Below are 25,442 nucleotides of genomic sequence, written 5' to 3'. Positions count from 1 at the left end.
CGCGACAATTTCGTTACGGCTTTTGCCCGCAACAGCGCGTCCATGGCTTCTGCTTGTTACTAGACGTACTGGCAGGCCCGGGACGACGCGTTGTAAGAAAAACTTCATGAAAAAGAATCGCGGCGTGCGCGGTCGCCGGGGGTCGCCGCCTTGCGCGGGGATTCTGGCCACGCGACATGACGGCGAATGCAGTGCAAGCGGCGTGGCGAAAAAAAAACGCGGCCGGTGCAAACCGGCCGCGCATACCAGGCATGGTTGGGGCATGCAGGAGGCACTTCCCTTACATCGTCAGGCGGCTTTTCTCCTCGGCGCTCAAGCCGCCGGTTTCGCTGGCGTTCAGCGCACCCGCGCCCAGCACCTGCACGGCGCTGGCGGCGTCGTACTTGGGCGCCGCCGATGCCGACCCGGCCGGCGGCGCGGTCGGGGCGGCGCCCGCCACCGGCTCGTCGCCATAGCCCAGGATCTGCACATTGATGACCGACGGCTGATTCTGGCGCGCTTCGTTTTGCGCACGCTGCGCCGAGGCCTCGGCCGCATTGACGGCCGAAGTCGCCGCCGCGCTGGCCGATGACAACGCGCCGGTATTGACGGCCGCCGACACCGGCACGCCCGCGCTGTCGCCCTGGGCCTGGATGTTGGCGGCGTTCACCACCTGCAAGGCCGCGATGTTGACGTTGCCCGACACGCGGATGCCGGCCTCGCCCGCGTCGATCGTGCCCAGCGGCGCGTACAGGTCCACGTCGCCCGCCGGCACTTCCGGCAGCGGCGCCAGCGTGGCGATGCCCGCGCCGGTGCTGGGCGCATTGGGCGACAAGGTCACGTTGCCCACGGCGTCATATTCCCGCTTGGGCGGCGAATACAGCACCGTGGTCTTGGACCCGCGACCCGCGTTGATGTCGCCTTCGGCCGACCACGCCGTGATGCCGCCGCCAAAGGTCGTCATGACGCGGCTTTGCCCCAGCAGGATGCTGCCTTGCGCATACAGCTGGATGTTGCCTTCGCCCTGCGTGATGATGCCGGCCGTGGCGGGCGGCGCCACGCCTTCCACGCCGAACACCTGCTGCCCGCCCGGCGTCATCAACTGGATGTCGCCGCCGAAGCTGCTGCGGATGCCCGCCGCGCCGTACAAGGTGATGTCGCCGTCATACGCGCCGGGCGTCGCGTCGGAAAACAACGCGGCGATGGCCTGGCGACCGCGCAGATAGCTGCCGTTGCGCGGGCTGCTCTTGTCGTTGTATTCGCGGCCCCCGGCACGCAGCTCGGCAAAATACACCTGCCGCGCGAAGATGCGTTGCTGCTCGGCGGGCAGCGCCGCGAACACCGCGCGCGCATCGTCCGTGCTGCCGGCAAAGCCATAACGCTGCGTCAACCACAGCAGCAGTTCGGCCTCGTAGGTCTTGAAGGCCAGGCCCTGGTCGACCAAGGGGCGGCCGGGGTCGGCGGCCTTGGCCGGGTCCAGATAGCGGTCGATAAAGCCCGCGTAATCCGGCCCCTTGGCGCCCACGCCCGCCTGCACGGCGATGGACGCGCCCAGCCGGTGGTCGCCCGACAGCACCGGCCCCAGGCTGGTAATGGACGCGCGATCCGCCATCAACACGTGACGCCCCGCCGATACCTCCAGCACGCCGGGGCCGGCCACCTGGAACGAGCTGTACAGGATGTCGCGCCCGGCGGACACGCGCGATACGTCCAGCGCGTCGCGGTGCAGGAACAGGTTGCCCGCCGAGGTCACCGACGTCGAGCTGGCGCCAAAGTTCATGCCGTTGGTCGTGGGCACATCGGTCTTGACGCCGGTGTCGGTACCCGAGGCCACGATGTCGCGGCCCGCCATCATCCACACCGGGCCCGACGCCTCGTACCACGTCTGCCCGGTATTCGGCCCCTGCAAGACCGAGAGTGCTTCGCCGGTGCGCAGCCCCACGATGTCGCCATCGCGGGCGTAAAAGCGCGTCACCGCATTGGAACCCGCCGCGCCGGCCGTCGGCGCATTGAAATAGAACAAGGGGAAATGGGTGTCGCGGGCGCCATCGATGCCGTCCACGCCCTTGTTGCCCAGGGCCACATTGGAGTTGGCTTCGGACAGGTAGCCCGAAAAGGCCGGCGCGAACACGTTGGCCACGCTGGCGGGGTCGGCGCCCGAGCGGTTGATGGCGTAGCCGCCCGCGTAGATGGAATTGCCGGCCAGCACTTCCAGCTGGCCACGCGCGCCCGGCGCCAGGGTCAACGAATACGGCAGCCCCGAGGCCTCGTTGTTCAGGTAGCCGGCCGACCCGCCCGCATACACGCTGCCGTCGTAGGCCGTGGCGCGAAGAATCGACGGATACAGATAGCGTCCGTCCGACGGCGACGTATTGCGCCCGGTCTGCACCGACAGCCCCTGCGCGCTGTGCGAGGTCTGCCGGCTGGGCGTCAGGTTGCCGCCCGCGCTGGACAGTTCGATGGCGGTGTTCTCGGTCCACATCGAAAACCAGCTGGTGCCGCCGCCGGTGCGCAGGGTGCCATCAAGCAGGTGGTACGGCGTGGTGTTGGGCACCGCCACGCGGCCGGGGTCGCCGGCGCCGCCCACCACCAGGTCGCCGCGCGTATCAATGCGCATGACCGAGTCGCCGGGAATCAGCACCAGCCCGCCCGTGGCGCTGGCCAGGGTGGAGACATACGGGTCGTAGCCGCGGCTGTCCTTGGCGTCCTGCTGGTTGACTTCGTTGCCGTACCGCAAATCCAGGCCGCCCACCGCGCCGCTGGACAGCCCGGCGTGGCCGCGCAGGTTGATCAGCGCGCCTTGCAGGTCCAGCGCGGGTTCGCCGTAGTACGGCGTGGGGCCCACGGTGGACGAGACCCGTCCGCGTGCGCTCTGCGTGGGGTTAAGCCCGCCGCCCACACGGATGTCGATGTCGCCGCCGCCCGTCAGCGTGATGGCGCCATCGGCCGCGACACGCCCGGTACTGCCCACCGCCACGATCAAGCCCTGGCCGCGCGGGTTGGCAACGGACCCGCGCGATTCGATATTGCCGGCGTCGCCGTCCACGCGCAGGTTGACGTTGCCGCCGCCCAGCGCGCCAAAGCCCGTGAAGCCCACCAGCAGCGGCGTGTTGTCCTTGAAGTCGGAAGGCGCCTTGACGTAGCTGCCGAAGTTGATCCACCACGCGGTGGGCGTATCGCCGCCGTTGGCGCTGCCCGAGCCTTGCCGCCACAACCAGTTGCCCACGCCCACGCTGGGCGCCAGCACGCGCGCGTCGAAGGGGCCACCGGTGGTCTTGCCCCACACGTCGCCGCGCAGGGTGCCGCCGGTGTACAGGCCCAGGTTGCCGCCTTGTTCCGGATACCAGGCTTGATAAGTGCCGCCCTCCGATACGAAGGGTTCGTAGGTGCTGGAATGCGCATCGCCCAGCACCGTGGCTTCGTAGCGGCCGCGCGGCAGCTGGTAGGCGGGCGCCACGTCGGCGGATTGCGTGCCCGCCGTGTAGACCCCGTAAGCCGACATCAGGCTGATGTCACCGCCGGCCGCCAGGTCCAGGTCGCCCGAGCCGGTGCGCAGCACGCTGAAGTTCTGCGTGTGCGCGGTTACCGTCGTCGACGACTTGTTCTCATAGCACTGCTCTGGCGAGCGCGCACACTTTTCCAGGTCTTCGTCCGACACCGGCGACCCGGCGGGCTGACCGTACGTGTTGTCCGGCGCCCAGGCCCAGCGGGGCGGTGGCAGGCACAGCCCTTCGATCGCGTCGCACAACCACAGCAGGTCTTCCGGCACCGGCGCATAGGGCTCGAAGCCGGAGGGGCCCGCCTCGGGGCCCCACACCAGGCCGGCGCCCATCGCCAGCGTGACGTTGTAGTGGCTGTCGGCCAGGTTCAGCTTGCCGGCGCCAGGGCCGGGTTGCACGCGCAGCGGGTCCGCCGCATCCAGGTCCGCGCCGGCCACCAGGCGCAACGACCACGACTGGCTGCCGGCGGGCAACATCTGCGCCAGCGCCCAGTTGCGCCGCTGGTCGGCCGTCGTGCCGGGGCGCAATTCGACATAGTCCACGCCATCCGGAAACACCAGCTTGGCCTGCGACGGAATCACCGCGCCTTGTTTGAGCGTGATCGTGCCCGCCATCAACAACACGTTGGGCTCGTAGCCTTGCGTGGTGTACAGGTTGGGCAGCGCCACATTGGCCGGCCACGTGAACGCCTGCATGGCCGTGCCCGCCGTCAACAGCGTGCCCGCGCCCAGGCGCGTGCCCACCGGCAGGTCCACCGCCTGCTTCAGGATGCTGCCCGCCGCGTACAGCAACTGCCCGGCCGCATCGCGCACGTCGCCGGACAACACCGTGCCTGCCGCGATGGACAGCGGCTGGTTCAGCGCCGCTTCAACGGGCAGGCGCGTGCCGGCGGCCAGCGTCGTCGGCTGCAAAGGCAGCGCGTAGTTCAGCGTTTTGCCACCGGGAAATTCGGTGCCGTCGGCAAGCACGACGCCGCCGCGCGGCAACACCACATCGCCGCCGAAGGGCTGCGCGCCCGGCGTCAGAATCCAGCCGTGCTCGTCGTCGGGCGTGGCTGCCGGCGGCGCGAAGCCGTCGTTGATGCTGCCGAAGACGTCCAGATTGCCCTTGGCGCGCAAGGTCAGCGCGCCCGCCTCGCCCGAGCCGTACACCGACGTCATGGCCGAACGCGGGTTCAGGCTGGCATAGCGATAGCCCGACAGGTCCAGGTCGCCTTGCACGACCAGGTCGCCATCGCCCGTCTTGCTGACGATTTCCACGCCCGGCCGCAGGTGGAACACGTCGCGGTAGGTGGCGTTGTTCAAGCCTGCAAGCTTGGCGTTCAGCAGATTGCCGTTTGCCAGTGCGTTGCCGATGAACGTTGCGCTGTCGCCATGCAGCGTGTCCAGATAGGCCTGGTCGATGATCTGATGGCTGCGTCCGTTGGCGCGGTCGGCCGGGTCGCCAACGCGCGCGTCGTCATAGCGCTGCATGGCCACCAGCGAAATGGATTTGGCGCCGTCGATGGTCAGCGGCCCACGCGCGTCGATAGCGATGTCGCCGGCCGTGGCCGCCGCGCCGCCATTGACGCCCGCGTTGCCCGACGCGTCGATACGCGGCGCCAGCAAGTCCAGCGTGCCCCGCGAGGCCCCATCGTGCTGCCCCGCGCCGGTGCCTGCCGTGGCGGCCGTGCCGTGGCGCAGGTCGATGCGCGCGCCGCTGGCCAGCGTCAACACGCCGCGCCCGGCGTTCAGTTCGACCACCGCGCGGTTGGGCGCGTCGATGATCTTGCCGTAGCTGTCCACGCGCAACACGGTGCCGTGCGTGTCCAGCACGGCGTTGGACGCCAGGGTCAGCCCGTCGCGCGCGGCCAGGCGGATGCGGCCCACGCGTTCGCCGCTGGCATCGACCACGCCGGCCACCGTCAGGCTGCCGCTGTCGATCGACAGATTGATGTCATTGCCGCGCAGCGTGTTGCCCAGCGTCAGGCTGCCTTGCTTGAGCTGGAAGCTGCGCGCGCCGAAGACGCCGCCCTCGTTCAGGCGCTGGTTAAGCGCATCGAAATCCGTGCTGAGCGTGGCCGCCGTGCCCAGATGCTGGGCGCGCACGTCGATGCTGCCCGCGCGATACGGCACGGCGGTACCGCCGGCATCGTAATGCCCCGAGCTGGCGCCCAGGATGCGGCCTTGCAGGTCGACCACACCGGCCGACGCCGCCAGCGCATCGGCCCGCAGCGTGCCCGCGTTGTTCTGTTGCGCCGACAGGTCGATCAGCGCACCGCCCGCTTGCCGGATGCCGCCCTGCGCGCTTTCCAGGATCACGTCGCCGCCCCAGCTGTAGCGCAGCACGTCGTTGAACGCGATGGCCCGGCCGGACACGTCGATTTGGGACGCCCCGGTCAGCAACACGCCGTCGCGCCCTTGCAACGTGAGCTTGCCGCTGGGCAACACGATACGGCCGTCGACTTGCACCGTGGCGCCAGACAGGCCGACTTGCGCGCCCAGGTCCTGCACGGCCGCCACCGGCCCGGCGCCGGCGCCGGACAGGCGCACGTCGCCGCCCGCCAGCATCTGGTTCACCGAACCCGCGCCCCCGGTCAACAGCGGCGTGTTCAGGTTCAGGTTGCCGCCGCGGTACGCGTAGCGGCCGGTGCTGCTGTCGAATGCGCCCTGCGATTCATACACGGACAAGCTGCCGCGATGGTTTGCCGTGATCCGGTCGCTGGCGTTCAGGTTGACGCTGGCAAAGCCCAGCGCCAGACGCGCATTGTCTTCCTGGCCGCTGGGCTGCGCGCCCTGGCCATAGCCGAATTCGATGCGCTCGGCGTCGATGCGCAGCACGCCCTTGCCGGTGCCCGCGCCGCCGGCCACCACTGCGCCGGGCGCTTGGGTTGCGCCGTTCCAGATCAGGTTCTGGGTGCGGATGCCCGCCTCGTCGCCCGCGTCGCCAAACCCGTAGATGGCCGGGGTGCCCAGCGCCAAGGTCGCCAGGCTGTATTTGCCGGTGACCGGGTCGCGCGTGTCCAGCGCGACGGTGCCGTAGAAGTTCATCGCGTCGCGCGCGGTCAGCGTCAACACTTCCAGCGCGGGCGCGCCCATGCTGGTGTCGCCGCGCAGCAAGCGGGCCAGGATGTCCTGGTTCAGCGTCAGGCCGCTGGGCAGGATGCCCTGCGCCGCCGCCTGCGCCAGCGTTTGCGCCGTGCCGACATTGACGGCGCCAACGGCCAAGGACAGGTTGCGGGTGCCGTAGCGCACCTGCTCGCCCAGGTCGAAGGCGCCGTTGGTGGCGGCGGCGATGGTGCCTTCGGAATACAGGCGCGTCACATCGTTGCACGCCGTGGTGGCGCATGTGCCGATGCGGATGGCGCCGGTGGCCAGCGCGTCGGGCGCCAGCACGTCAAGGCGGCCATTGGACACGGCCAGCAGGCTGGCGCTGCCCGGTTGGAAGGCGTAGCCGCTGGTGGAATCCACGGACGGCGCGCCCCGGCCCAACGTCGATATCCCGGCGCCAGCTTCAAGCTCGATGGTGTTCGCCGAGAGCAGCACTTCGGGCGCGGTCAGCTGCGCGCCGGTGCGCAGCACCACTTCGCGGGCGGACTGCTGGAAGGTATAAAAGCGCCCGCCCTGCCCGTAGGACACCACCGGCATCGCACCGACGACCAGGCGGCTGGCGCCCAGCGCCGTCAGCGCATCGGCGCCCACCGACGTGCCCGCGAAGCCTGCCGTGGGCGCCTGGCCCGGGGCCAGGATCTCCACCGCGGTGCTGCCGCCGTTCACCGCCACGGCGCCACCGAAGCCACCTTGCGCAGCCTTGAAATTGGCCTGGCCTTCAAAACTGAACGCCTGCCCGTCGGACGAACCGGGATGCAGCGCCAAGCGCAGGGTGCGTGCGTCGGCGGGCAGCATCGCGCGTGGCACGCCGCGCGTCACGGCGTCCGCCGCCACAAAGCTGGCGTAGCTCATCTCGTTGTATTGCGACAGGGTCCGCAGCACGTTCGCCGGCGTCAGGATGACCGCGCTGGCCAGGCTGTTCGCCACCTGTGTGCCGGCGGTCGACAAGGACCCGCTTGCGGCCCAGGACTGGTTGCGCATCCGCATGGGCGTCACCGCCGCGCCCGCCGTGGCCGCGCCGTTGATCTCGACGCGGAATGCGCCGGGCAGCAAGGCATAGGTGGACGGCAGCAAGGTGTAGGTGCCGGCCGGCAAGCCCGGCACGCCCGCGCCCAACGTGATCTGCCGGCCCACGCCGGGCGTGGACGCGCCGGCCTCGCCGCCCACCGGGGCCACGGGCGCCTGCGCCCCGGGCACGATGGCGTACACCGGGTTGGCGGCCAGGCCGGGCAACGTAAAGCCGCCGTCGGGGTTGTTGCGCACCAGCGGCGCGTAGCGCGCATCGGTGGAACCGCCCCGGCCAGACACAAAGCCCGCGCCGGTCAGCTCGCCGCCGCCGGACAGGTCCAGCACCGAGCCCGGCAGCGCATCCACGTCCTGGAATGCCAGGGTAACGCCGGTGCGCAGCGCGGCCTGGTCGCCGATGCCGGCTGCGCCCCCCACGCCCACCAAGGACACCGGCGCGCCCTTGAACTGATACGACACGCCGTCCGTCGTGCCGCCATAAGGCATCAACAAGCCGGCGCCGCTGACCGAGGTCACGCTGCCGGGCAGCAGGCTCAGGCGTTGCGTGCCCATCCGTTCGCTCAGGTCGCCGAGCACAATGGCGCCCAGCGGCGCGCGGATGACGCCGCCCTGCTCTACGGTGGCGGCTGCCAGGCGCAACGAGCCGAACGCCGAATACGGAATGGGCGGCAACGCAGCCGTCGCGGCATCGTGACGCGCCACGGTCAGGCGGCGATCGGGGTCGAACCCCTGCGTGCCGTCCTCGCGCCGCGTGTAGCCGGCCAGCACTTCGGCCTCGGCGCCGGTGGCGGGATAGACCTGCGCGGCAATCAATGCCAGATCGCCACGTGTCCACAGTCGCGTGCGTGGTTCGTTGTCGTTGTTGGCCAGAAAGCGCAGGTCGCCGGCGCTGTCCAGCGTCACGCGATCAAAGCCCGCGCGCGCCACCGGCAGCGCACCGCCCACGCCGCGCACGATCGAGCCCTGCGTGCCGAAGGACAAGCTGTTGCCCACTTCCAGCAGATTGCCGGCGCGCACGGTGAAGGCGCCTTCGCCCACCTCTGCCGCATCGGCGAACAACACGCGCGGGCGCAGCACGCCATTGGTGGCCGCATACTTGCCCAGGCCGGACAGCCGCACATACGACGAAGCCAGGTTCACGCGCGTTTGGGCGGCGACTGTTGCGGCGGCTGTTGCGTCGGCTGGTGCCTCGGCTTGCGGCGCCACCGAGAACGCGCCGGCATACAGGCGCAGGCTTTGCGCCGTCTGGATGTTGACGTCGCCGTCAAAGGACATGAGGCCGTTGGACAGCAGCCCCAGATGATCGAAGCCTCCGCCTGCCAATAAGCGCGTGGTGTCCAGGCGGGTCTGGCCATAACGCAGGCCCTCTTCGGCCTCGCCCGGTTTCAGGTCGGCGCGCAGGCCCTGGCCGGGAGCGGTCGCGCCCAGCACCAGCTCGCGCGGCACTTGCACGTCGATGCTTGAAACGTTGTCGCCCGCAATGCGGTACAGCGGGGTTTCCAGCGCGATATCCAGCGTGCCGCCCGATGCGTTGGCGCCGCCCGCCCGTGCGATGAACGTGCCGTCCAGATGCAGGCCGTTGTAGGAACTGAGCGAGATGCGGCCACCGTCGCCGTTCAGCGGCACCGCGCCCACGCCGTTCACGTCCACCACCGTGCCCGCGCCCGACGCGTTCAGCACCGCGCCGGGGCGCACAATCACGTAGGCGTCGGCCGACGTCGCCGTGGCGCGGTCGTGATTGATCTCGCCGCCGATCACGATGACGCCGCCCGAGTCCGCCACGCCATAGCGGCGGCCCTGCGCGTCGATGCCACTTTCCGCGCGCCCGGCCACGTCCAGCACCGCCTGTTCGCCGATCCAGATCGAGCGGTTGTGCAGTTCGCCATCGGCGGTGTCGAAGGACTCGGCCACGTCCAGCGTGCCCACGCGCAGTTGGCGAATATCGATCTTGCCGCCGGCGGCCGTCAGCGCGCCCGCGACCGTGATCTGCCCGGCGCCCAGCAGTTCGATGCTCTGGCCCGGGTCCACGTTGATGCGCGCGCCCCGGCCGATATTCAGTTCGACCAGCTTGTCGGCGCCCGCGGTCGCCACGCTGCGACCGCTTTGCAGCAGCAGGCTGGCGCCGCGCCGCCGCGTTGCCGTGCCCGCCACGGGATCATGTTGATAGACGGGCGGCAGCCACGTGTTCAACACCGCTGCCGGGTCCGTGCCGGTGGGCACGCCTTGCGCGCCCGACACGGGGCGATAGACGGGCATCAGCACATCCACGCGCGCATCGTCAGCCACGGTCAGGCCCTGGCTGCCGGTAATCTCGTAACGCGAATAGCCCTGCTGGAAGAAGGGCGCGGCCAGGGTCAGCATGGCCTCGGCGGACGCCAAGGGGTCGGCGCCGACAGCCACGGCTGCCGCGCCCCCGGCCGCTGTGCCGGACGCATCCGGCACGGCACCCGGCACGGAGGGCCGCACCGCTGCCGGGCCATCGCCCAACACGATCTTGCCCGCCACCAGCTTCAGCGTGCCGCCGCCTTCCACGCCGTAGCCGCGCAATTGCGCGCCCAGGGTCACATCGCCCACGGAGCCGTCGCCGGCCGCCACCGCGTCTATGGTCGTGTTGCCGCCCTTGCCGCCCGTCACCTTGTTCTTGGGCCGCAACACCGCGCCCGAGCTGACGTCGATGACGCTGCCCGCCGCCAGGTGGATATCGCCGCTGCCGCGCACAGACACCGAGCCGCCGTTCAGGTACGGCATGGCGGCCGTCTGTTCGGGCGACAGGGCCAGGTTGGTCCACATGCCCGTGGCGTCCAGCCGCGTGCGCGCGCTGAGCGCGACGCGGGGCCCATCCCCCTCGCCCGGCGCGCCCGCCACGCCTGCCACCGTATCGGTCACGCCCGACGGCGAGATCTGGCTCAACACATTGCCCAGCCGGATGCTGCCGGCGCGTGCCGTCAGCGTGGCATCCACCGACACCTGGTTCGCGAACAAGGTGATGTCGCCGGCCGGTCCCACCTTCAGATCCGACTGCACGGTGATGTCCTGCGCGGCGATCTTGATGGCGCCCAGCCCCGCGCGATTCAGCTGCGCGGTGTCCAGTTGCAGGGTGCCCGCGCGGTCGTCCGGCAACGCCGTGTCCAGATCCAGACCCGCCGCAATCGCGGCCACCTGATCCGACAAGCTGACGTGCTGGATCGTGTTTTCCGACAGGCCCAGCGCGTATTGCAACGCGCCCGTGCGCTTGTCGTAGTAAGGCGTGTACGTGCCCACCACCAGCTGCGCACCGCGCGCCGCCGCCCGTTGCGATTGCTGATAGCCGTCCAGCCCCGCTTGCGCGGCGGCGGTCTGGCGTTCGCCTTGATAGGTCTGGCCAACGAGCTCGCCTTCCAGCACCGCGCTGCGGGTGCCGATCAACAGCCTGCCCGCGTCGCGCCCCACCGTGTAGCCGCTTTCGAAACGTTCCTTGGGCGCGATCAGCGGATTGTAGAAATACTGCGTCTGGCCCCAGCGCTCGTGCGTGGCCTCATAGCCCTTGTACAGGCCGGTATAGGCCAGGTCGCCGGGCGCGCGCGACACCTCGTACAGCCGGCCGTCCGCCCCGCGCAGCCAGGTCTGCCGGATCTTGCCGTCCTGCACGTCCAGCGTGCCGCCCGACACGTTGATCTGCGAACCGGCCCGCGTCACGACGTCGCCGCCCGTGAATTCCACGTTGCCGCCCTGCGCCATCCATTCGTTGACCGCATGGCCCTGCGTGCCCAGATACCCGCTCACCTCCAACAGGCCGCCCGCCGTGTACCAGCGGTCGGTGGCGTAGCCGTTGGTGCCGGCCGGCACCAGCACCAGGTCGCGCGCATCTACCCAGATGTCGTTGTTGTTCAGCTTGCCGCTATCGCGGTTGATCGGCGCGTCGCGCTGCTCGTTGCCCTGGACGTTGATCTTGACGCTGTTGTTCTCCATCGCCACGGGCACGCCCACGGCGCCCGCCACGTCCAGAGTCGCGCCCTCGCGCACCAGCGCGCGCTGCGTGGCCTGCACGGCGATCTGCCCGCCCGTGGCCAGCGTGATCGACCCGGTGGCAAAGTCCACCGTGCCGGAACTGTTGATTTCCACGCGCGACAACTCGCGCCGGTCCGCGCCCGCCGCCACTACTGTCGCATCGGTTGCCGGGGTGACCGGCACGCGCAGGCCGTCGCGCTGGCTGTCCAGCGCCAGTGCGCCGCTGCGGTCCAGCAGGATGGCCGTGGTGCCGGATTCAGCCAGGGTGATCTTGCCGCCCTCGCCCACCGCGTTCAGGTGGACCGTGCCGCGCGTATCGACCGACGTGCTGGACAGCACCACGCCGCTTTGCACGACGTCACCGCCCGTCATCGTCACGTCGCCCACGGCGGCCTGGATCAGGCCCGTGTTGGCAACGCGACCCGGCGTGCCGGTGGGCGTGACTTCGTTGCCCTTGGTGGTGGACAGCAGATTGCCGGACGTGCCCTGGCCACGCTTGATGACGAAGTTGTCGCCCGCCGCCAGCGCGGCTTGCCCGGACGGCGTGTTGATCGTGCCCGCGTTGTTTACTTCCTTGCCCAGCAGCAGCACATAGCCGCCGCCCGCCGTGGACGTGGCCGGCGCCGCCGTGCCGATCAACGCACCGGCCTGCACGTCGATATTGCCGCGCGCGTCGGTAAAGGTCGGCTGCGCGCCGTTGTCGGCGTACACCCCCTTGTCACGAAACTGCGCGTCGGTGATCGCGCCGGCGGCGGCCACCACGTTGCGCGCGTTGACCTGGCTGGTGCCGGTGAAGATCACGCCGTTCTGGTTCACCACCATCACGGTGCCGTCGGCCTTGATCGCGCCCTGGATCTGGCTGGGCTTGGCCGCCGCGCCCACCACCCGGTTCAGCACCGCGTCGTCCGCGCCCTGCTTGAATTGCAGCGTCGTGTTGCGCCCGACGTTAAAGCTGTCCCAGTTCAGGATGGCGCGCGATTGCGTCTGTTCGATGGTGACGACCTGGCGGCCGTTCTGCACGCTGGGCGACGCGGCTTTCGCGCCTTCCCATTTGGCCAGGTCCCCCGTGGCGGCCCACAAGCCGCCCTCGACCAGGCCGTCGGGCACATCGGCGCCACCGGCGGCGGCCGCCGCGCGCGCTGCCGCCTGCGCGGCTTGCTGCGCGGCGACGGCGGCGGCCGAGCGGTTCAGGTTATCCAGCGACCGCTGCAACTGCTGGCGCGATTGCGCCTGTTGGCGCGCGCCGGCGCCTATGCCCGCCATACTGCCGTCGGGCATGCGGCCGGTGCGCTGCGCCGTCGACTGCACGGCATTCTTGTCCGAGAACCAGCCGGGGCTGAAGGCGCGCTGCTGCGCCTGCGCCGCGCCGCTGGCGCTGCCTGCGATCAGCAGCGCGGTGACCGCCTGGGACAGTGGCGTCGGACGCCAGTTCGGGCGCTGCCGCCCCGGCACCCGCCCCATGTTCCGCTTGCCACCCGAGTCCGACATCCGTGCCTGCATGATCGCCATCCCTTGTTCCAATCGCGCGAGTTCTTCACTTAGAACAAGACAGACGGATAGAAAAATGCAGACCAGAACGCTGTCACAAATAATTCATCCAGACAGGCGTTTTACGACGCGCTTATGACAACAACACCACGCCGGCGGGCAGATGTGTCACACGCGCGCCATACGCATCGCGGATCAGGCGTTCGGCGTCAGCCACCTGTGCCAACGAAAACCGCGCTTGCACCAGACGCTTGCCCAGTTGATCGTTCATCAGCACCAGCCGGCCCCGGCGATAGCGGTTCAGTTCATCCACCACCTGCGCCAGCGGCTGCTGGTTGAACACCAGCCAGCCCTGACGCCACGCGGTGACGACCGCCGTGTCCACCGCCACTGGCGGCATCACGCGCGCATCGTCATAGCGCAGTTCGCGGTTGGCGGCCACATCGAACACGCCTTGGGCATGCACCAGCCGCAACGCGCCGGACAGGCAGCACAGCCGCGCCTGCCCGTCGATATAGCGCAGGTTGAACGTGGCTTCGCGCGCGGTGATACGGCCTTTGCCGGCGACCACCACGGCCGGCGTCGCACCGGCGCGTATCTCGGCTTCGCCTTCGGCCAGCTCGATCACCGCACCGTTTGCGTCGTTGCCCACGTTAAGACGCGTCAGCGTATTCATGTCTACGTCCACCGACTGGCCCAGCGCCACGCGGCGCTGTTCGCCCGCCGCCGTGCGGTAGTCCGCGCCCAGCGTGTCCACGCCGGGCCACAAGCCCAGCGGGGGCTTGAACGCCAGATACGCCGCTGACGCCGCCAGCGCGCCGCCCAGGAACGCGCGGCGACCGTTCAATGCCGGCCGCTGCGCACGGCGGCTCGCGCGGTCGGCAACCACGCCCTGAATGGCGGGGCCCATGCCCTGCCACAGCTGCTTCTGGGCGGCGAACGCGGCGGGGTTTCGGCTGTCTGCCCGCAACCAATCGCGAAACGCCTGCGCGTCGTCTTCGGTGGCGCGGCCCGAGGTCAGCGCCAATAGCCACTCGCGCGCCTGTACGGTGGCGGCGTCTTCCTGCTTGTTCCGTCGGGGCATGCTCATCGTCAACGCCATGGTGTTTCGTCCCGGCACGCTTCGCGGGAGGGGACGCCCGGGTGGCTCGTTCCGTTGCCCGTCGCCTGCCCGGCCGCAAGGAGTTCTTGCGCGCAATGTTCCAGCGCGCGCTTCAGTTCCTTGGACACGATGCGCTCTGACACGCCATAGCGCCGTGCAATTTCCGCATGCGGCAGCTCTTGCACACGCGCGGCCAGCACCATCTGCTGCGTCCGTTCGGGCAGTTTCTTCAGCGCACGCTGGAACGCATCGATCTGGTTGCGGCCTTGCGCGATGCGGGCCGGGTCCGCGGCCTCGTCCGCCAGGTGGATCAATTCACTGATTTCAACGCCCGTCAGCAGGCGGGAGTCGCGGCGACGCTGGTCTTCCGCGATGTTCAGCGCCACGCGAAACAGATAGGCGGCCGGTTGCTGGATGGACGAACTGGCGGGCAGGTCGTTCACCTTCAAAAACGCTTCCTGCATGGCGTCGTGCGCCAGGTCGTCCGAACCCAGTCGTCGACGCAGCTGACTGCGAAAGTCGTTGTAGCGTTCCAGAAACAACGCCCGCAACGAGCCGTCCGGTTTGTTATCCCGCACTGCCGGCTCCCCTGTCCGCATCGCATTGCGCCGCACTGCGCGGTGTCAGCAGCACCGTCAACGGCTGTGGCATCCCTGCCGGCAGCGGACCAATCACCGCCCCGCGCAACGCCGCTTCCAGGCGTCCGTCCAGGCCGGCTTGCCCCGTTGACGACACCCACCCAACCCGGCTGACGCGCCAGGCCTTGTCGAACCACAATTGCACCAGCGCGCGGTAGTTGCCCGGCTGCGTGGCCGCCGCCGCGCACAGGGCGCGTTTCAACGCCGTCTGCACCACGGCGGCGTAAGGCGTGTCGCGCAGGCGCTTGCCCGCCGCGCCGGCGCCTGCCGCCGTGTCATCGTCCTTGGCGACCAGCGTGAAAGACCGCGCGCTGGCATAGCGAATCGATAGCGGCGAGCCGGCCAGCAGCCGGCGCAACGCTTCGCTGGGCGTGTAGGCGCCCACCACGGCGGGCGCCTGCCTGCCCGCCGTCAAGGTGCTGTCCACCAACACGGTCAGCCCGCTGGCCAGGCTGTATTCCACCAGCGCCTGCGCCAGGGGCTGCGCGGCAATCTCGAAGCGCATGGGCTTGGCGGGGGGTGCCGCGGCATGCCCAGTCGGCGACAACGCCAGCAGGCCCCAGGCCAGACACGCGCGCAAGGCCACGCCACGGCCCTTGAAGACGCTCTTCATAAACGTGACCGCAAGGGAAAAGTGCCTGACATGGCCGCAACAGAGAACGCCATCAGCGCCCGCGCCTGGAAAAGCCGCCATGCTAGAGCGGCTGAATGACGCATTCGTGACACTTGACGCGCGCGGCGCGCGCCGCCGCCACGCAACGGTCACCTACGGGGTGCGGGCGGTCTCTATACTTTTTGGATTGCGTCGGCCACGTTTGGCCGGACCGTTCAAGGGAGCGCGCATGCGCAAGGTGCGGGGGGCCAGGGGCCTGTGGCTGGAGATCGTCGTGATGGGCGGCGGCGCGCTGGGCGTGGTTGGTGCGTTGGGGCTTGTGGGCGCGGGGGCCATGGCGCAGACCGTGGAGGCGCGGGGTGTAGAGGAGCCGAAGCCGGCGCAGTCGGCCCTGCCACCGGCTTCGACCCGATCAAGTGGCGCGTGCATCGAGACCGAGGTCAACGGCTACCGGGCCTTGTCCTACGACTGCCTGAACCAGAAGATGGCGCCGGACACCACGGCTAACCGGCCGTCGCCGGGGCTGGCGTCCGAGGCCATCACGCAACGCCCGCCCAACCAGATGGGCCTGCCCACGCCCGCCACCATCGGCAACCGCATGGGCAACACGTTTGGTACGTCAGCCTATCCGCAACGGCCGCAGCCGTAATGGAAGTGACTGTGGCGCACTCCCGCGCGGCGCTACACCGTGCGGCAGATGAAATAGATTTTCTTGACGAACTGATCCACTTCCCAGCGGCCCGTATACCCCTCGGGCATCACGAAGGCTACGCCCGCGGTCAGTTCGTGCACGGTGCCGTCCGGATCGACCAGCCGCGCCGCGCCTTCCACGATGGTGCCAAATTCGATATAGCCCGTCGTGTTCGCCTGGAACACCCCGGCGGTGCTTTCCCAGACGCCCGCTTCCGCCTTGCCGGCGTTGCCTTCAAAGGCGGTGACGGTCTGAAAGGCCGCATCGCCCGAGATCGGGCGGCGGGGCTTGCCGGGCACCGGATTCTTCATCGGGCCTGCGTCGATGCGGACTAGCCGCGATGAATCGTGCTTCATGGCTTACCTATGCAAAGTTGTCTTGGGTTCAGTGCGCCGCCACCACCAACACCTCGGCCATGGCGCGGCTGACCGTGCGCATGCGGTGCGGCAGTTCGGAATCAAAGTAGACGGAATCACCGGTTTCCAGGCGGAACTGGCGTTCGCCCACCTGCACTTCGACGGCGCCTTTGAGCACCAGCAGGAATTCTTCACCGGGGTGCGGAAACACCGCCGTCGCATCGGGAAAGTCGCGCGGCGGATGCACCACAAACGGTTCCATCGCCTTGACCTTGCGACGCCCGGCCAGTGATTCGTAGTGGTATTGCACGCCCGGCCCGCCGCGTTGCAGCGCCTCGCGGTCGCCCACACGCACCACGCTGACCACTTCGTCTTGCGCGGCGCCGTCTTCGCCGACCAGTTGGGATACGCCCACGCCATAGGCTTCAGCCAGGCGCAGCACCGTCGAAATCGACGGTTCGCTCAGGCCGCGTTCCAGCTTGGACAGGTAGCTTTTGGTCAGCCCGGTGCGCTGCGCCAGCTGTTCCAGGGAAAGCGCTTGCTGGCGGCGCAGGGTGCGAAGGCGGGGGGGCAGGTCGATCATGGCGGGGGGTGGAAAATCGGACCGGTAAGAATGCCCGAAACCTGCGCCGCCGTCGAGCCGCCCTGCCCGGCCTGGCTGCCCGATCCGCGCCGCATCCTGCTCGCCTGTCCGGTCTCCTATCCGGCCGCCCGCTGCCTCGGGCTACGACAACACGTCCGGATGCGCGCGCAGCGCCCGGCGGGCGTAATACGAAAACCCCACCTGCGACCGCTTGGGCGTCAGGATCCAGTCATGCGCTTCGCGTCCCAACGCGGGCGGAATAGGCTGGATCTTGCCCGCCGACATCGCCAGCAACTGCATGCGCGCCGCGCGTTCGAACTGCAAGGCCAGCACGCAGGCCTCTTCCACCGACCCGGCCGCAATCAACATACCGTGGTGCGACAACAGAATCGCGCGCTTGTCGCCCAGCGCCGCCGAGATGATCTCGCCTTCTTCATTGCCCACCGGCACGCCCGGCCAGTCCTTCAGAAAAGCCACATCGTCGTACAGCGTGCAGTTGTCCATGTGCGACACCTCCAGCGGCACCTCCAGCATCGACAGCGACGCCACGTGCAAGGGGTGCGTGTGGATAATGCAATTCACATCGGGGCGCGCGCGATAGATCCACGAATGAAAACGATTGGCCGGGTTGGGCATGCCGCCGCCCTCTTGCACGCGCAAATCTTCATCCACCACCAACAGATTGCCGGCCGTGATTTCATCAAAGCCCAGGCCCAGCCGCTGCGTGTAATAGCGGCCCGCTTCGGGCGTACGCGCGGTGATCTGCCCCGCCAGCCCGGAATCGTGGCCGCCATCGAACAAGATGCGGCACGTCAGCGCCAGCCGTTCGCGCAAGCTCCATTGCGGCGTATCGAACTGGCGCTGCATCTCGGCTTGCGCACGCGCGATCAGTTCTTCTTTTCCCAGGTGCATCGTATCGGTCATCATGTCTCCGTCGTGCCGTCCTTCATCAACGGCGTAAATCCCGGCCGCGCACATGGGCGCGCTTGCCGGGGTGTCCATAGCATAAAGGGCGGCCGCGTCGCGACCGCCCGCCGGTCAATCCATCTTGATGTTGGCCCGCTTGACGATGTCGGTCCACTTGGCATTCTCGGCTGCGATAAAGCGCCGATATTCCTCTGCCGACCCCGTGTACAACTGCGTGCCCTGCGCCGCCAATCGATCCTTCAATTCCGCCGAGGCCAGCGTCTTTTGCAACGCGGCGTTCAAGGCGGCCACCACCTCGGGCGGCGTGCCCGCGGGCGCCAGCAACGCGTTCCACGAACTGATCTGCAAGGCCGCATCGCCCACTTCCGCGCTGGCGGGCACGGCGCTCGCCGACGCCAGCCGCTTGTCCGCCGCCACCGCCAACGCGCGCAACTTGCCCGAGGCCACGTGCGGCATGATGATCGGGCTGGCGTCCATCACCACATCCACCTGTTCGCCGATGGCCGCGTTGACTGCTTCGCTGCCGCTCTTGAACGGCACATGCACAATATCCACGCCGGCCGTCAGCTTCAACAATTCCAGCCCCAGATGCGGTGAACTGGCATTGCCCGCCGACCCGAAATTCAACCGCCCGGGATTGGCACGCGCGTAAGCCACAAACGCAGCAAAGTCCGCAGCCGGCAACCCGGCGCGCGTAGCCAGCACGAAAGGCGACCCAGACACCATGCCCACCGGCACGAACTTGCCGGCGTCGTAACTCAGCTTGCTGTAGATCAGCGGATTCACGATCTGCGTGCCCACGGTGCCCATGAAGACGGTGTAGCCGTCGGCCGGCGCGCTGGCCGCCAACTGCGCGGCAATCACCCCGCCGGCCCCGGGCCGGTTTTCAATGACGACGCTTTGCCCCAAGGCATCACCCATCCCCTTGCCCACCTGCCGCGCCACGATATCCGTGATCCCGCCCGCACCAAACGGCACCACCAGCCGGATCGGCCGATCGGGATACGCCGCATGCGCCCCACCCGCCCAGGCGGCCATTCCCGCCGTCACACACATCGTCGCCAGCGCGGCGAACTTGCCAAGCACCTTCATGTCATTCCCCTTGGACGGGCTTTATTTGCCCTAATGACACAAAGTGTCCTACAGAACATTGATTTTCCGCAAGGGGAATTTTGGATGGAGGGTGTATGAGGGGCGGCGAATAAAGTTCGCGCTTTTTGATGAAGTTTGCCTGTTGGGTTTGGCGGGCAACGTCTGCTATTGCGCGGGCAACATCTTTTCTTCTGTGCAGATGAACGGCCTGCGGGTTGGAGAAAGGCGAACTTCGCGTTAAGCGCGATTAAATTGGCGCGAGAGGCCAAGCCCGCAGATTCGGGGCTTTCCCTAAGGGCATTAGGCAAGGGCGACGGACGTCTCGAGGCACTCCGCTCTAGGTTGGGAGCGATAAGAGAAGAAAGCTGTCTTGTGTGGAAGGCCCGGAGGATCCTGCGGTCAGTGGCCGCTTTCGGGCCAGAAGAAGACATTGTCGTGCGCGGCGCTGGTTGACAGAATGCCCCCACAGTCCACCAGCGAGCGGACGTTTCTACGTGGTCGCCGCGCGTCGCTTCCTTGCCCACGAGTCGGCGCGGGAATGGTAAAGGAGACTAGAGAATCGCGCATTCAACTTGACGGGGGCCTCGTGCTAAAGGATTCGCCCCCCGCCCGACAGCGCTCCCGCGACCATGCGGGATTGGGCTACCTCAACGAGCCGAGTGCCTCGGTGATGAAAATCGGCGCCTTTTGGCTGTCTGGAAACTATTTCGCCAATTTATCTTTTCCTGCCTTGTTAGCCCTTCGCGTGATCTATTGCATCCTTTCACTGACTACACACCGCGACCATTCGGACGCTCACGCCAAGCTTGATCGACCAGTTCTGGCGTAATGGCTTCCCGTAGCACGCGTAACGCGTTGTCGGAAAATCGTGGATGCTTCTGAGATCCGAACTCGAACACCATGACGTTTGCCTGATCTTCGTCTATACGCAGAAAGTCGCGGACCGCCTTGGTCTTGTTGACCGACAGCCCCAACTTGGCCGCCAATGCGCTCGGACTCCAATGGTATTTCTTTTGAAGATCTACTTCACGGATAGCCGCGGCGCCTTCTGGGTCATCACCGGATATGTACCGAATAGCTGGCGCATCTGCCGATTTGGTGATTCGGACACGAATGGTGGGGCCTTCTCCTTCCACGTTCGTTGCTAAGGTCATCAACCGTGGGAACACCTGCTCTACCGGAGTGTCTTCTTTGATGGCACTCTCGATTCGATCCAGGTCACGCTTGGAAACCGCGACTTCCTCACTAACATGGGCCTCCATCGCAAGGAGGGCTGTAATTCGACCCCTGGCTTCGACTCGCGCTCTTCGACCAGGAGCAAGCAGTTCTCGAATCTGCTGGTATTCCCGATTCACTAGCATCAAGAAATCTGGAAGGGCTTGAGTAGACAGGGGAAGGACCCGTACCGGAAGGTTGTCAGCGAGAGTGTCTGCGAAGTGTTCAGTCAGAACTTCATCCAAGACGGTAATCAACGCCCTGGCGTTGATGTAAAGAGCGTCTTCTGGAACCACGATCAACCAGTGCTGAGCTTGGTCCCGCATCGCGTCGATGACGCGAACGGCCCCAGCTTGCGCTGCGCTCATCCACCCTTTGGACTGAGCAACGTTCAACGCCTTCTCGACACCGATGGAAGTGCCCTTTTCACTGTCGAAGACGTTCTGCCCCTTCTGAACCAACAATGCCTTGGTTAACATTTCACTGGCGTGCTGAAGCATGAGCAGGACAGTCTCTGGCCTTCCATCATCGTCGTGGTTATTGAATGCCTGAAGCCCTCGCTTCAAGGATGCGATAGCCTTGGCTTTCAGCGTCTTTGCTTCCCTTTTCAACTTCACAATTTCCCCCAATGTTTTGCTAGCTGCGGAAGCTAGATTGACGTAGCCGTTACTTATTGATCTTCCTCTATCAGCGTTGCAGCTTTGGGCTCATGGATTTAACCGTTGTAATCGAAATCACAGCGGGCCAGGATCTCCGTGGGCTCGTAGCTCCCATATCTACCACGTGAGCGACCGGCCTCCGAGATGAGGTGCAAGTGCTTTCGAGCGCGCGAGGCCAGGACGTACAATAGCTTGCTGGCTGCAACATCACCGTCGGAATCGCTGAAGTGGGGCACCATGCCCTGGAGAAGACCGAATGCAATGACTACGTCAAACTCCGCGCCCTTGACCCCGTGAATCGTCGACACGGTGATCCCGGTCCGTTCACGGAACACCTTCTTGAAGAACGAGAGATCGGTGATGTAGCCGGCGCCGGAGTTCTGCAGCCTCTCCAGCCGCGCCTGGGAGCTCGCAAAGAATGCCTCACGATGCTCCATCAGCGCGGGAAAAGCACGCATTTCGATCCCCAGGCGATTGAGCAACGCGGCGAACGCTTGATCCAGATACGCCAAGCCGTCTGTTTCGGTAATGGCGAGGGAGTTGGACTCCCGCAGCAGCGATCGCTGCGTGATCTTGGCCGTGTCGACGCCGAAATCTCGCAGGTCGGCAATGACGTCCCGGGCCCATCGCGTGCGTCGCACCAACATTTGGGGCGACGACTCCGTTAGCAAGATCTTGGAGAGTTTGAACCAGAAGTTGTCGGGATCATTGCTGAACGGCACCAATCCTGGGCCGTCGAACTGCTGCTCGGGGAGCTGCGCCACAAGTTTTCGGGTGGTAGACGCTAGCAAGACCCACCACGGCGCCAGCACGCAAATCTCTTCGGGTGCATGTCCTTCGGCCAAACTCTTTTGGATGAGCCTGACCAATTCATCGTGGAGGTGTTCGTGAGACACGAGTCGGTTGTAAGAAACTTGGCTCGGAAAGCCGACAATTTCCCCTGCACCCTCGATGTCGGTGGCGTGGACATTGAAGTTGGAAAAGTGCCCGATGATCCGGGCGCTTGAGCGGTAGTTCAAGCGCAGCGCCATCTCCCTAAGGGGGATGTCCGTGAGCACTCGAAAGTCCTCCACTGAAATGGCATAGCCGCCAAGCGAGCCGTAAATCGCTTGATTGGGATCTCCCACGATGAACGTCTTGGTGCTGCCGGCACCCGCCCGCAGGATGGCCCCCACCAGGTTGTATTGGATCCGCTTCGTATCCTGGTACTCATCGACGAGGATATAGGAAAAAACTTGCGAAAGCAGCGCTGCTATATGTGGCTGATTCCGCATTAGTACCTGGGAGTACCAGAGGATCAATTCGAAATCGATTCGTCTCGTGTCCGCCAATTCTCGAAAGTAGGCTGCCAGCACCTTATGGATCGTTTCATGCTTTCGTATGTCGGCGCACCCCAGCAGGTAATGGTCCTCTTCGAAGTAATAGTCGCAGTCATACACGGTCACGCCGCGGTACGGTGCGCAGAGCCGCTCGAGGATCTTCTCCCGGTCGTGTAGATCCAGGACCGCGTACCCACGCGCCAACTCAGGAACATAGATCGCGTATGGCTTGATGATCCATTCGAGACAGAACGAATGGATAGTCCCAATCCAAAGGGCGGTGGTGTCGACTCCAAGAGTTTCAACTCGCTCCTGAATCTCATCAGCGGCCCGATGGGTGTAGGTGATGGCCACGACGATGCGCTTGTCCGTACGTCGGGACAGTTCGTAGGCGATCTTGTAGGTCAGCGCGCGCGTTTTTCCGCTGCCCGGACAGGCGACCAGGAATACGCTCGATGGCTCTTCAACAGCGGCCGCTTGCTCTGCATTGAGCTCCGTGGCGTCCCAGACAAACATCAGGTCGGCCCGTCCAGGAACGCATGGGCCACGTCTCCTGGCAAAGCGGTCGCGGCCGCAGCGCGAAGGGTCGGTAGATCGAGCGCTGAGCGGCCAAAATATTCCACCTCAGCATTAAAGGCCGCCAAGCGCGGACGCGCAGCGGGATCTGTTGCCCACAGGCGGTTCATGCGATGCCGGAGGATTCGCATGACCAGCGGTCGCGAGAAGGGGCCATGCGCAAACAGCACGGCGTCTCGGATATAGCCGGGTACCACGGCTTGGTGATCCAGGGTTTGCGCGAGCAAGATGGCGAACCAACCCTTGCCTTCCTGCTCAGCCATAGTCAGGGTTCGGTAGCCACTTTGACGGATGAGGCCCGAGCGAAGGTCAGCCTTTGCCTGTGTAATCGTCGCCGGCGCCGTGTAGACCTTGTCTACGCTGCGCACAATCGCTTCATGATTGCCCGCCTTCACCAAATCCACCTCGAACGTGTGCGTGGCGTAGAAGCTTCGTACCCAGGCATTGCCTAAGCCAAATGCGTCTAGGTCGATCTTTCGCCGCGCTCCGGCCGTTTCCGACCCGATTGCCTTTCGCTTCCTGGCGGCCAAAGCGTCGTTATCCGCAGGATTCGGCGCAGTGTCGAAGAAGGGCCTATCTAGATCTGTGACGATTGCACACCGCTTGCGGATACGGGTGTCGTGGAACAGGACCGCGACGTTCTTGAACCCGGTGCTGCGGATGTTAATGACACTGAGCCCCAATTCATCAACGCTCAGGCCCAAAACCAGCTTGATGAGCGCAGGGATCAGGATCTCTTCCGCATCCCCTTCCACCAGAATTACGCTCTTGGCAAACAGCAGGTTGCTCCGCACTGCGTCCAAATATCTCTGGATGCTCGTCACCTGGGCAGGATTCAGGCCAGTCGCCGGTTGGTAAGCCTCACAGAACGCGCCGCGCCGCCCTAGGATGTTTACGTTGCTCACATTGCTCACTTCGGAGACGTGGGTCGAATGTGTTGTGTAGATCACCTGGGCATCGTCGTAGGCGATGCGATCAAACAGCGTCTTTTGGATATGCGTGTGGATATGCGCTTCAGGCTCTTCGATGAGCAGGAAGTTCGCAATAGCCATCTTCTCGCGCTGGTACTTAAACTCCAACAGTTTGAGGGTCAGGTAGATTAGGTTGGCACCGCCGAGGCTGAGCTCGTTGATCGTCCCTTCATACCCATCCTCCGCTTCCCCGACGAACAGCCGCAGCGACTGGAAAAGCTGCTCCGCGTCTTCCGGCAGGTCCGACCGGATCGACAACGACGTCGGGGAGTAGGTCTCGCCGGCGGTGTCCTTGATCGTCTGGCGAATGTGCATGCGCACCGCCTGCACATCCTCAAGCCCTTCGATGGAACCATTGAGATCTCGTACCTTACCCACTATGGGGACAAGTGCCGCCGCGTCAATCTCGCCGCTCTTGCTCTTCAGCAGAGTAAGCAGCGGATTGGTGCGGTTGTTGTGAAACTCCGCTACGACGTCGCGAAGCGCCTGGATGAAGGTGAGTGACACCTCCTTGGTGACCGACAGGAAGCCGGGCACCTTCGCGCCAAGTTCAGGGAACTCGGTCTCGTCGGGAAACTCGCACAGGTCGAAATCCCCTACGATCCGCTGGTACACCTCCGGGTCGCTGAAATCCGCGCTGCTGCGACCAGTGAATATGGTCTCGTAATCAGCGATCGTGATGCTGTCACGGACGGCCTTCAACCCAGCGAAGTCAAAGGAGTCGAGAGCCGCCAGCTTCAAACGGATTTCCTTCTTGGGGCGGAAAATCAGGTTGTAGGTGGCCTTGGAGATCGGTCCGGCGTGAATGCCCGCGGTGCCGTGCAAGAACAGAGCCTGGACCGCTTCATCCGGGCTGAGGTTCTCGAACTCCATACTGATGATGATCCAGTGGCCCTTCCAATAATCCAGCGCGCGGCTGAAATCGGATTCGTCCAGCCGATAAGCTGCGCGGACCATGTTGTCGTCCAGGAGCAGCCGAATGGCGCGAAGGACGTTGGACTTGCCCGCGCCGTTCTCTCCGATGACCGTATTGACACCACGCTGAAACGCCAGCTTGGTGCTCTTGAAATTTCTAAAATTAACCAGCGTAAGCTTGGAGATGTGCATATCTTTGACCCTCATTCCTCCCGGGACGCCAGTGTCTATTTGTAAAATAACGTAGCATACTCCGTTGCTTGCGGGGTGCGTCAAACTGTATGACCATCGGCGCATCGACTGGCGACGCATGGCCGCGCCGCGTGCTTGGCTAAGATTCAGCGCTTTAAGTCTGCAGCTAGCCGGGACCACGGCCGCCACAGCAGCGATGGCTTACCGTAGGTGCTCCCGAGCGATGAATCGTCGGCACGCAGACGCACACAAAGCCGCTAATGACCCCGAGCGTCAGGGAAGTCGGGCGCCAGTCAGCGACCATTCCAGTCCCGCAGCAGCGGTGTTCAAACCACGCCGCAGGACTTCCACCACGTCAGATCTCCGTCTGCTCGGAGATCTCAACAGCGTCATACTGGGGAGCGCCGTCAGATACGACAGGTCCGATCGACCGGTCAAGGAGGACGAGATTCAGGGCGCCGAATGTCGGTTTAGGGGCGGAAGCCGACGTCCGCGATAGTCGGCGTGCGGCCAGGAGCGGACAC

12 protein-coding genes are annotated in these 25,442 nt (G+C 66.1%); 1 reads left to right on the top strand and 11 read right to left on the bottom strand.

The features are described 5' to 3' along the window. Nucleotides 1-280: 280 nt before the first annotated feature. From YH64_RS14035 to YH64_RS14020, 4 genes are all read right to left on the bottom strand, one after another. A complete protein-coding gene (locus YH64_RS14035; protein WP_052946020.1) occupies nucleotides 281-13,090 on the bottom strand; it encodes a filamentous haemagglutinin family protein in 12,810 nt (4,269 codons plus the stop codon). Between the two features lie 112 nt (nucleotides 13,091-13,202). Continuing rightward, entirely contained in the window at nucleotides 13,203-14,159 is a 957-nt protein-coding gene (locus YH64_RS14030) for a FecR domain-containing protein (protein ID WP_255444437.1), read from the bottom strand. 2 nt (nucleotides 14,160-14,161) lie between these two features. Further along, nucleotides 14,162-14,749, bottom strand: coding sequence for an RNA polymerase sigma factor (locus YH64_RS14025; protein WP_082134478.1), 588 nt, complete (start codon nucleotides 14,747-14,749; stop codon nucleotides 14,162-14,164). Continuing rightward, nucleotides 14,739-15,422 (bottom strand): secretin and TonB N-terminal domain-containing protein, encoded by a 684-nt coding sequence (locus YH64_RS14020; protein ID WP_046804840.1) that lies wholly within the window; start codon nucleotides 15,420-15,422, stop codon nucleotides 14,739-14,741. The genes YH64_RS14025 and YH64_RS14020 overlap by 11 nt, the downstream gene beginning before the upstream one ends. Nucleotides 15,423-15,651: 229 nt before the next feature. Between YH64_RS14020 and YH64_RS30545 the strand changes: the two genes are divergently transcribed. Further along, nucleotides 15,652-16,071, top strand: coding sequence for a hypothetical protein (locus YH64_RS30545; protein ID WP_255444436.1), 420 nt, complete (start codon nucleotides 15,652-15,654; stop codon nucleotides 16,069-16,071). A 32-nt stretch (nucleotides 16,072-16,103) separates the two neighbouring features. On the opposite strand, the gene YH64_RS14010 is transcribed toward YH64_RS30545, so the two are convergent. The 7 genes from YH64_RS14010 to YH64_RS13980 form a co-directional block, all read right to left on the bottom strand. Next, nucleotides 16,104-16,469 (bottom strand): cupin domain-containing protein, encoded by a 366-nt coding sequence (locus tag YH64_RS14010; RefSeq protein WP_046804839.1) that lies wholly within the window; start codon nucleotides 16,467-16,469, stop codon nucleotides 16,104-16,106. 28 nt (nucleotides 16,470-16,497) lie between these two features. Continuing rightward, a complete protein-coding gene (locus YH64_RS14005) occupies nucleotides 16,498-17,052 on the bottom strand; it encodes a helix-turn-helix domain-containing protein (protein ID WP_046804838.1) in 555 nt (184 codons plus the stop codon). Nucleotides 17,053-17,193: 141 nt separating this feature from the next. Next, complete coding sequence (locus YH64_RS14000; RefSeq protein ID WP_046804910.1) at nucleotides 17,194-17,976, bottom strand: aldolase; 783 nt, start codon at nucleotides 17,974-17,976, stop codon at nucleotides 17,194-17,196. 114 nt (nucleotides 17,977-18,090) lie between these two features. Beyond that, a complete protein-coding gene (locus YH64_RS13995) occupies nucleotides 18,091-19,071 on the bottom strand; it encodes a tripartite tricarboxylate transporter substrate binding protein (protein ID WP_046804837.1) in 981 nt (326 codons plus the stop codon). 770 nt (nucleotides 19,072-19,841) lie between these two features. Then, a complete protein-coding gene (locus YH64_RS13990; protein ID WP_221935902.1) occupies nucleotides 19,842-20,897 on the bottom strand; it encodes a hypothetical protein in 1,056 nt (351 codons plus the stop codon). Nucleotides 20,898-21,001: 104 nt separating this feature from the next. Further along, entirely contained in the window at nucleotides 21,002-22,780 is a 1,779-nt protein-coding gene (locus YH64_RS13985; RefSeq protein ID WP_046804836.1) for a UvrD-helicase domain-containing protein, read from the bottom strand. Continuing rightward, nucleotides 22,780-24,918, bottom strand: a complete 2,139-nt coding sequence (locus YH64_RS13980) for an ATP-dependent endonuclease (RefSeq protein ID WP_046804835.1) — start codon at nucleotides 24,916-24,918, stop codon at nucleotides 22,780-22,782. The genes YH64_RS13985 and YH64_RS13980 overlap by 1 nt, the downstream gene beginning before the upstream one ends. Nucleotides 24,919-25,442 lie beyond the last annotated feature (524 nt).

Source organism: Achromobacter sp. LC458, assembly GCF_001005835.2.
In the GTDB taxonomy this organism is placed as follows: Bacteria; Pseudomonadota; Gammaproteobacteria; order Burkholderiales; family Burkholderiaceae_B; genus Achromobacter; species Achromobacter spanius_B.
This window is presented reverse-complemented; position numbering and strand designations above follow the sequence as displayed.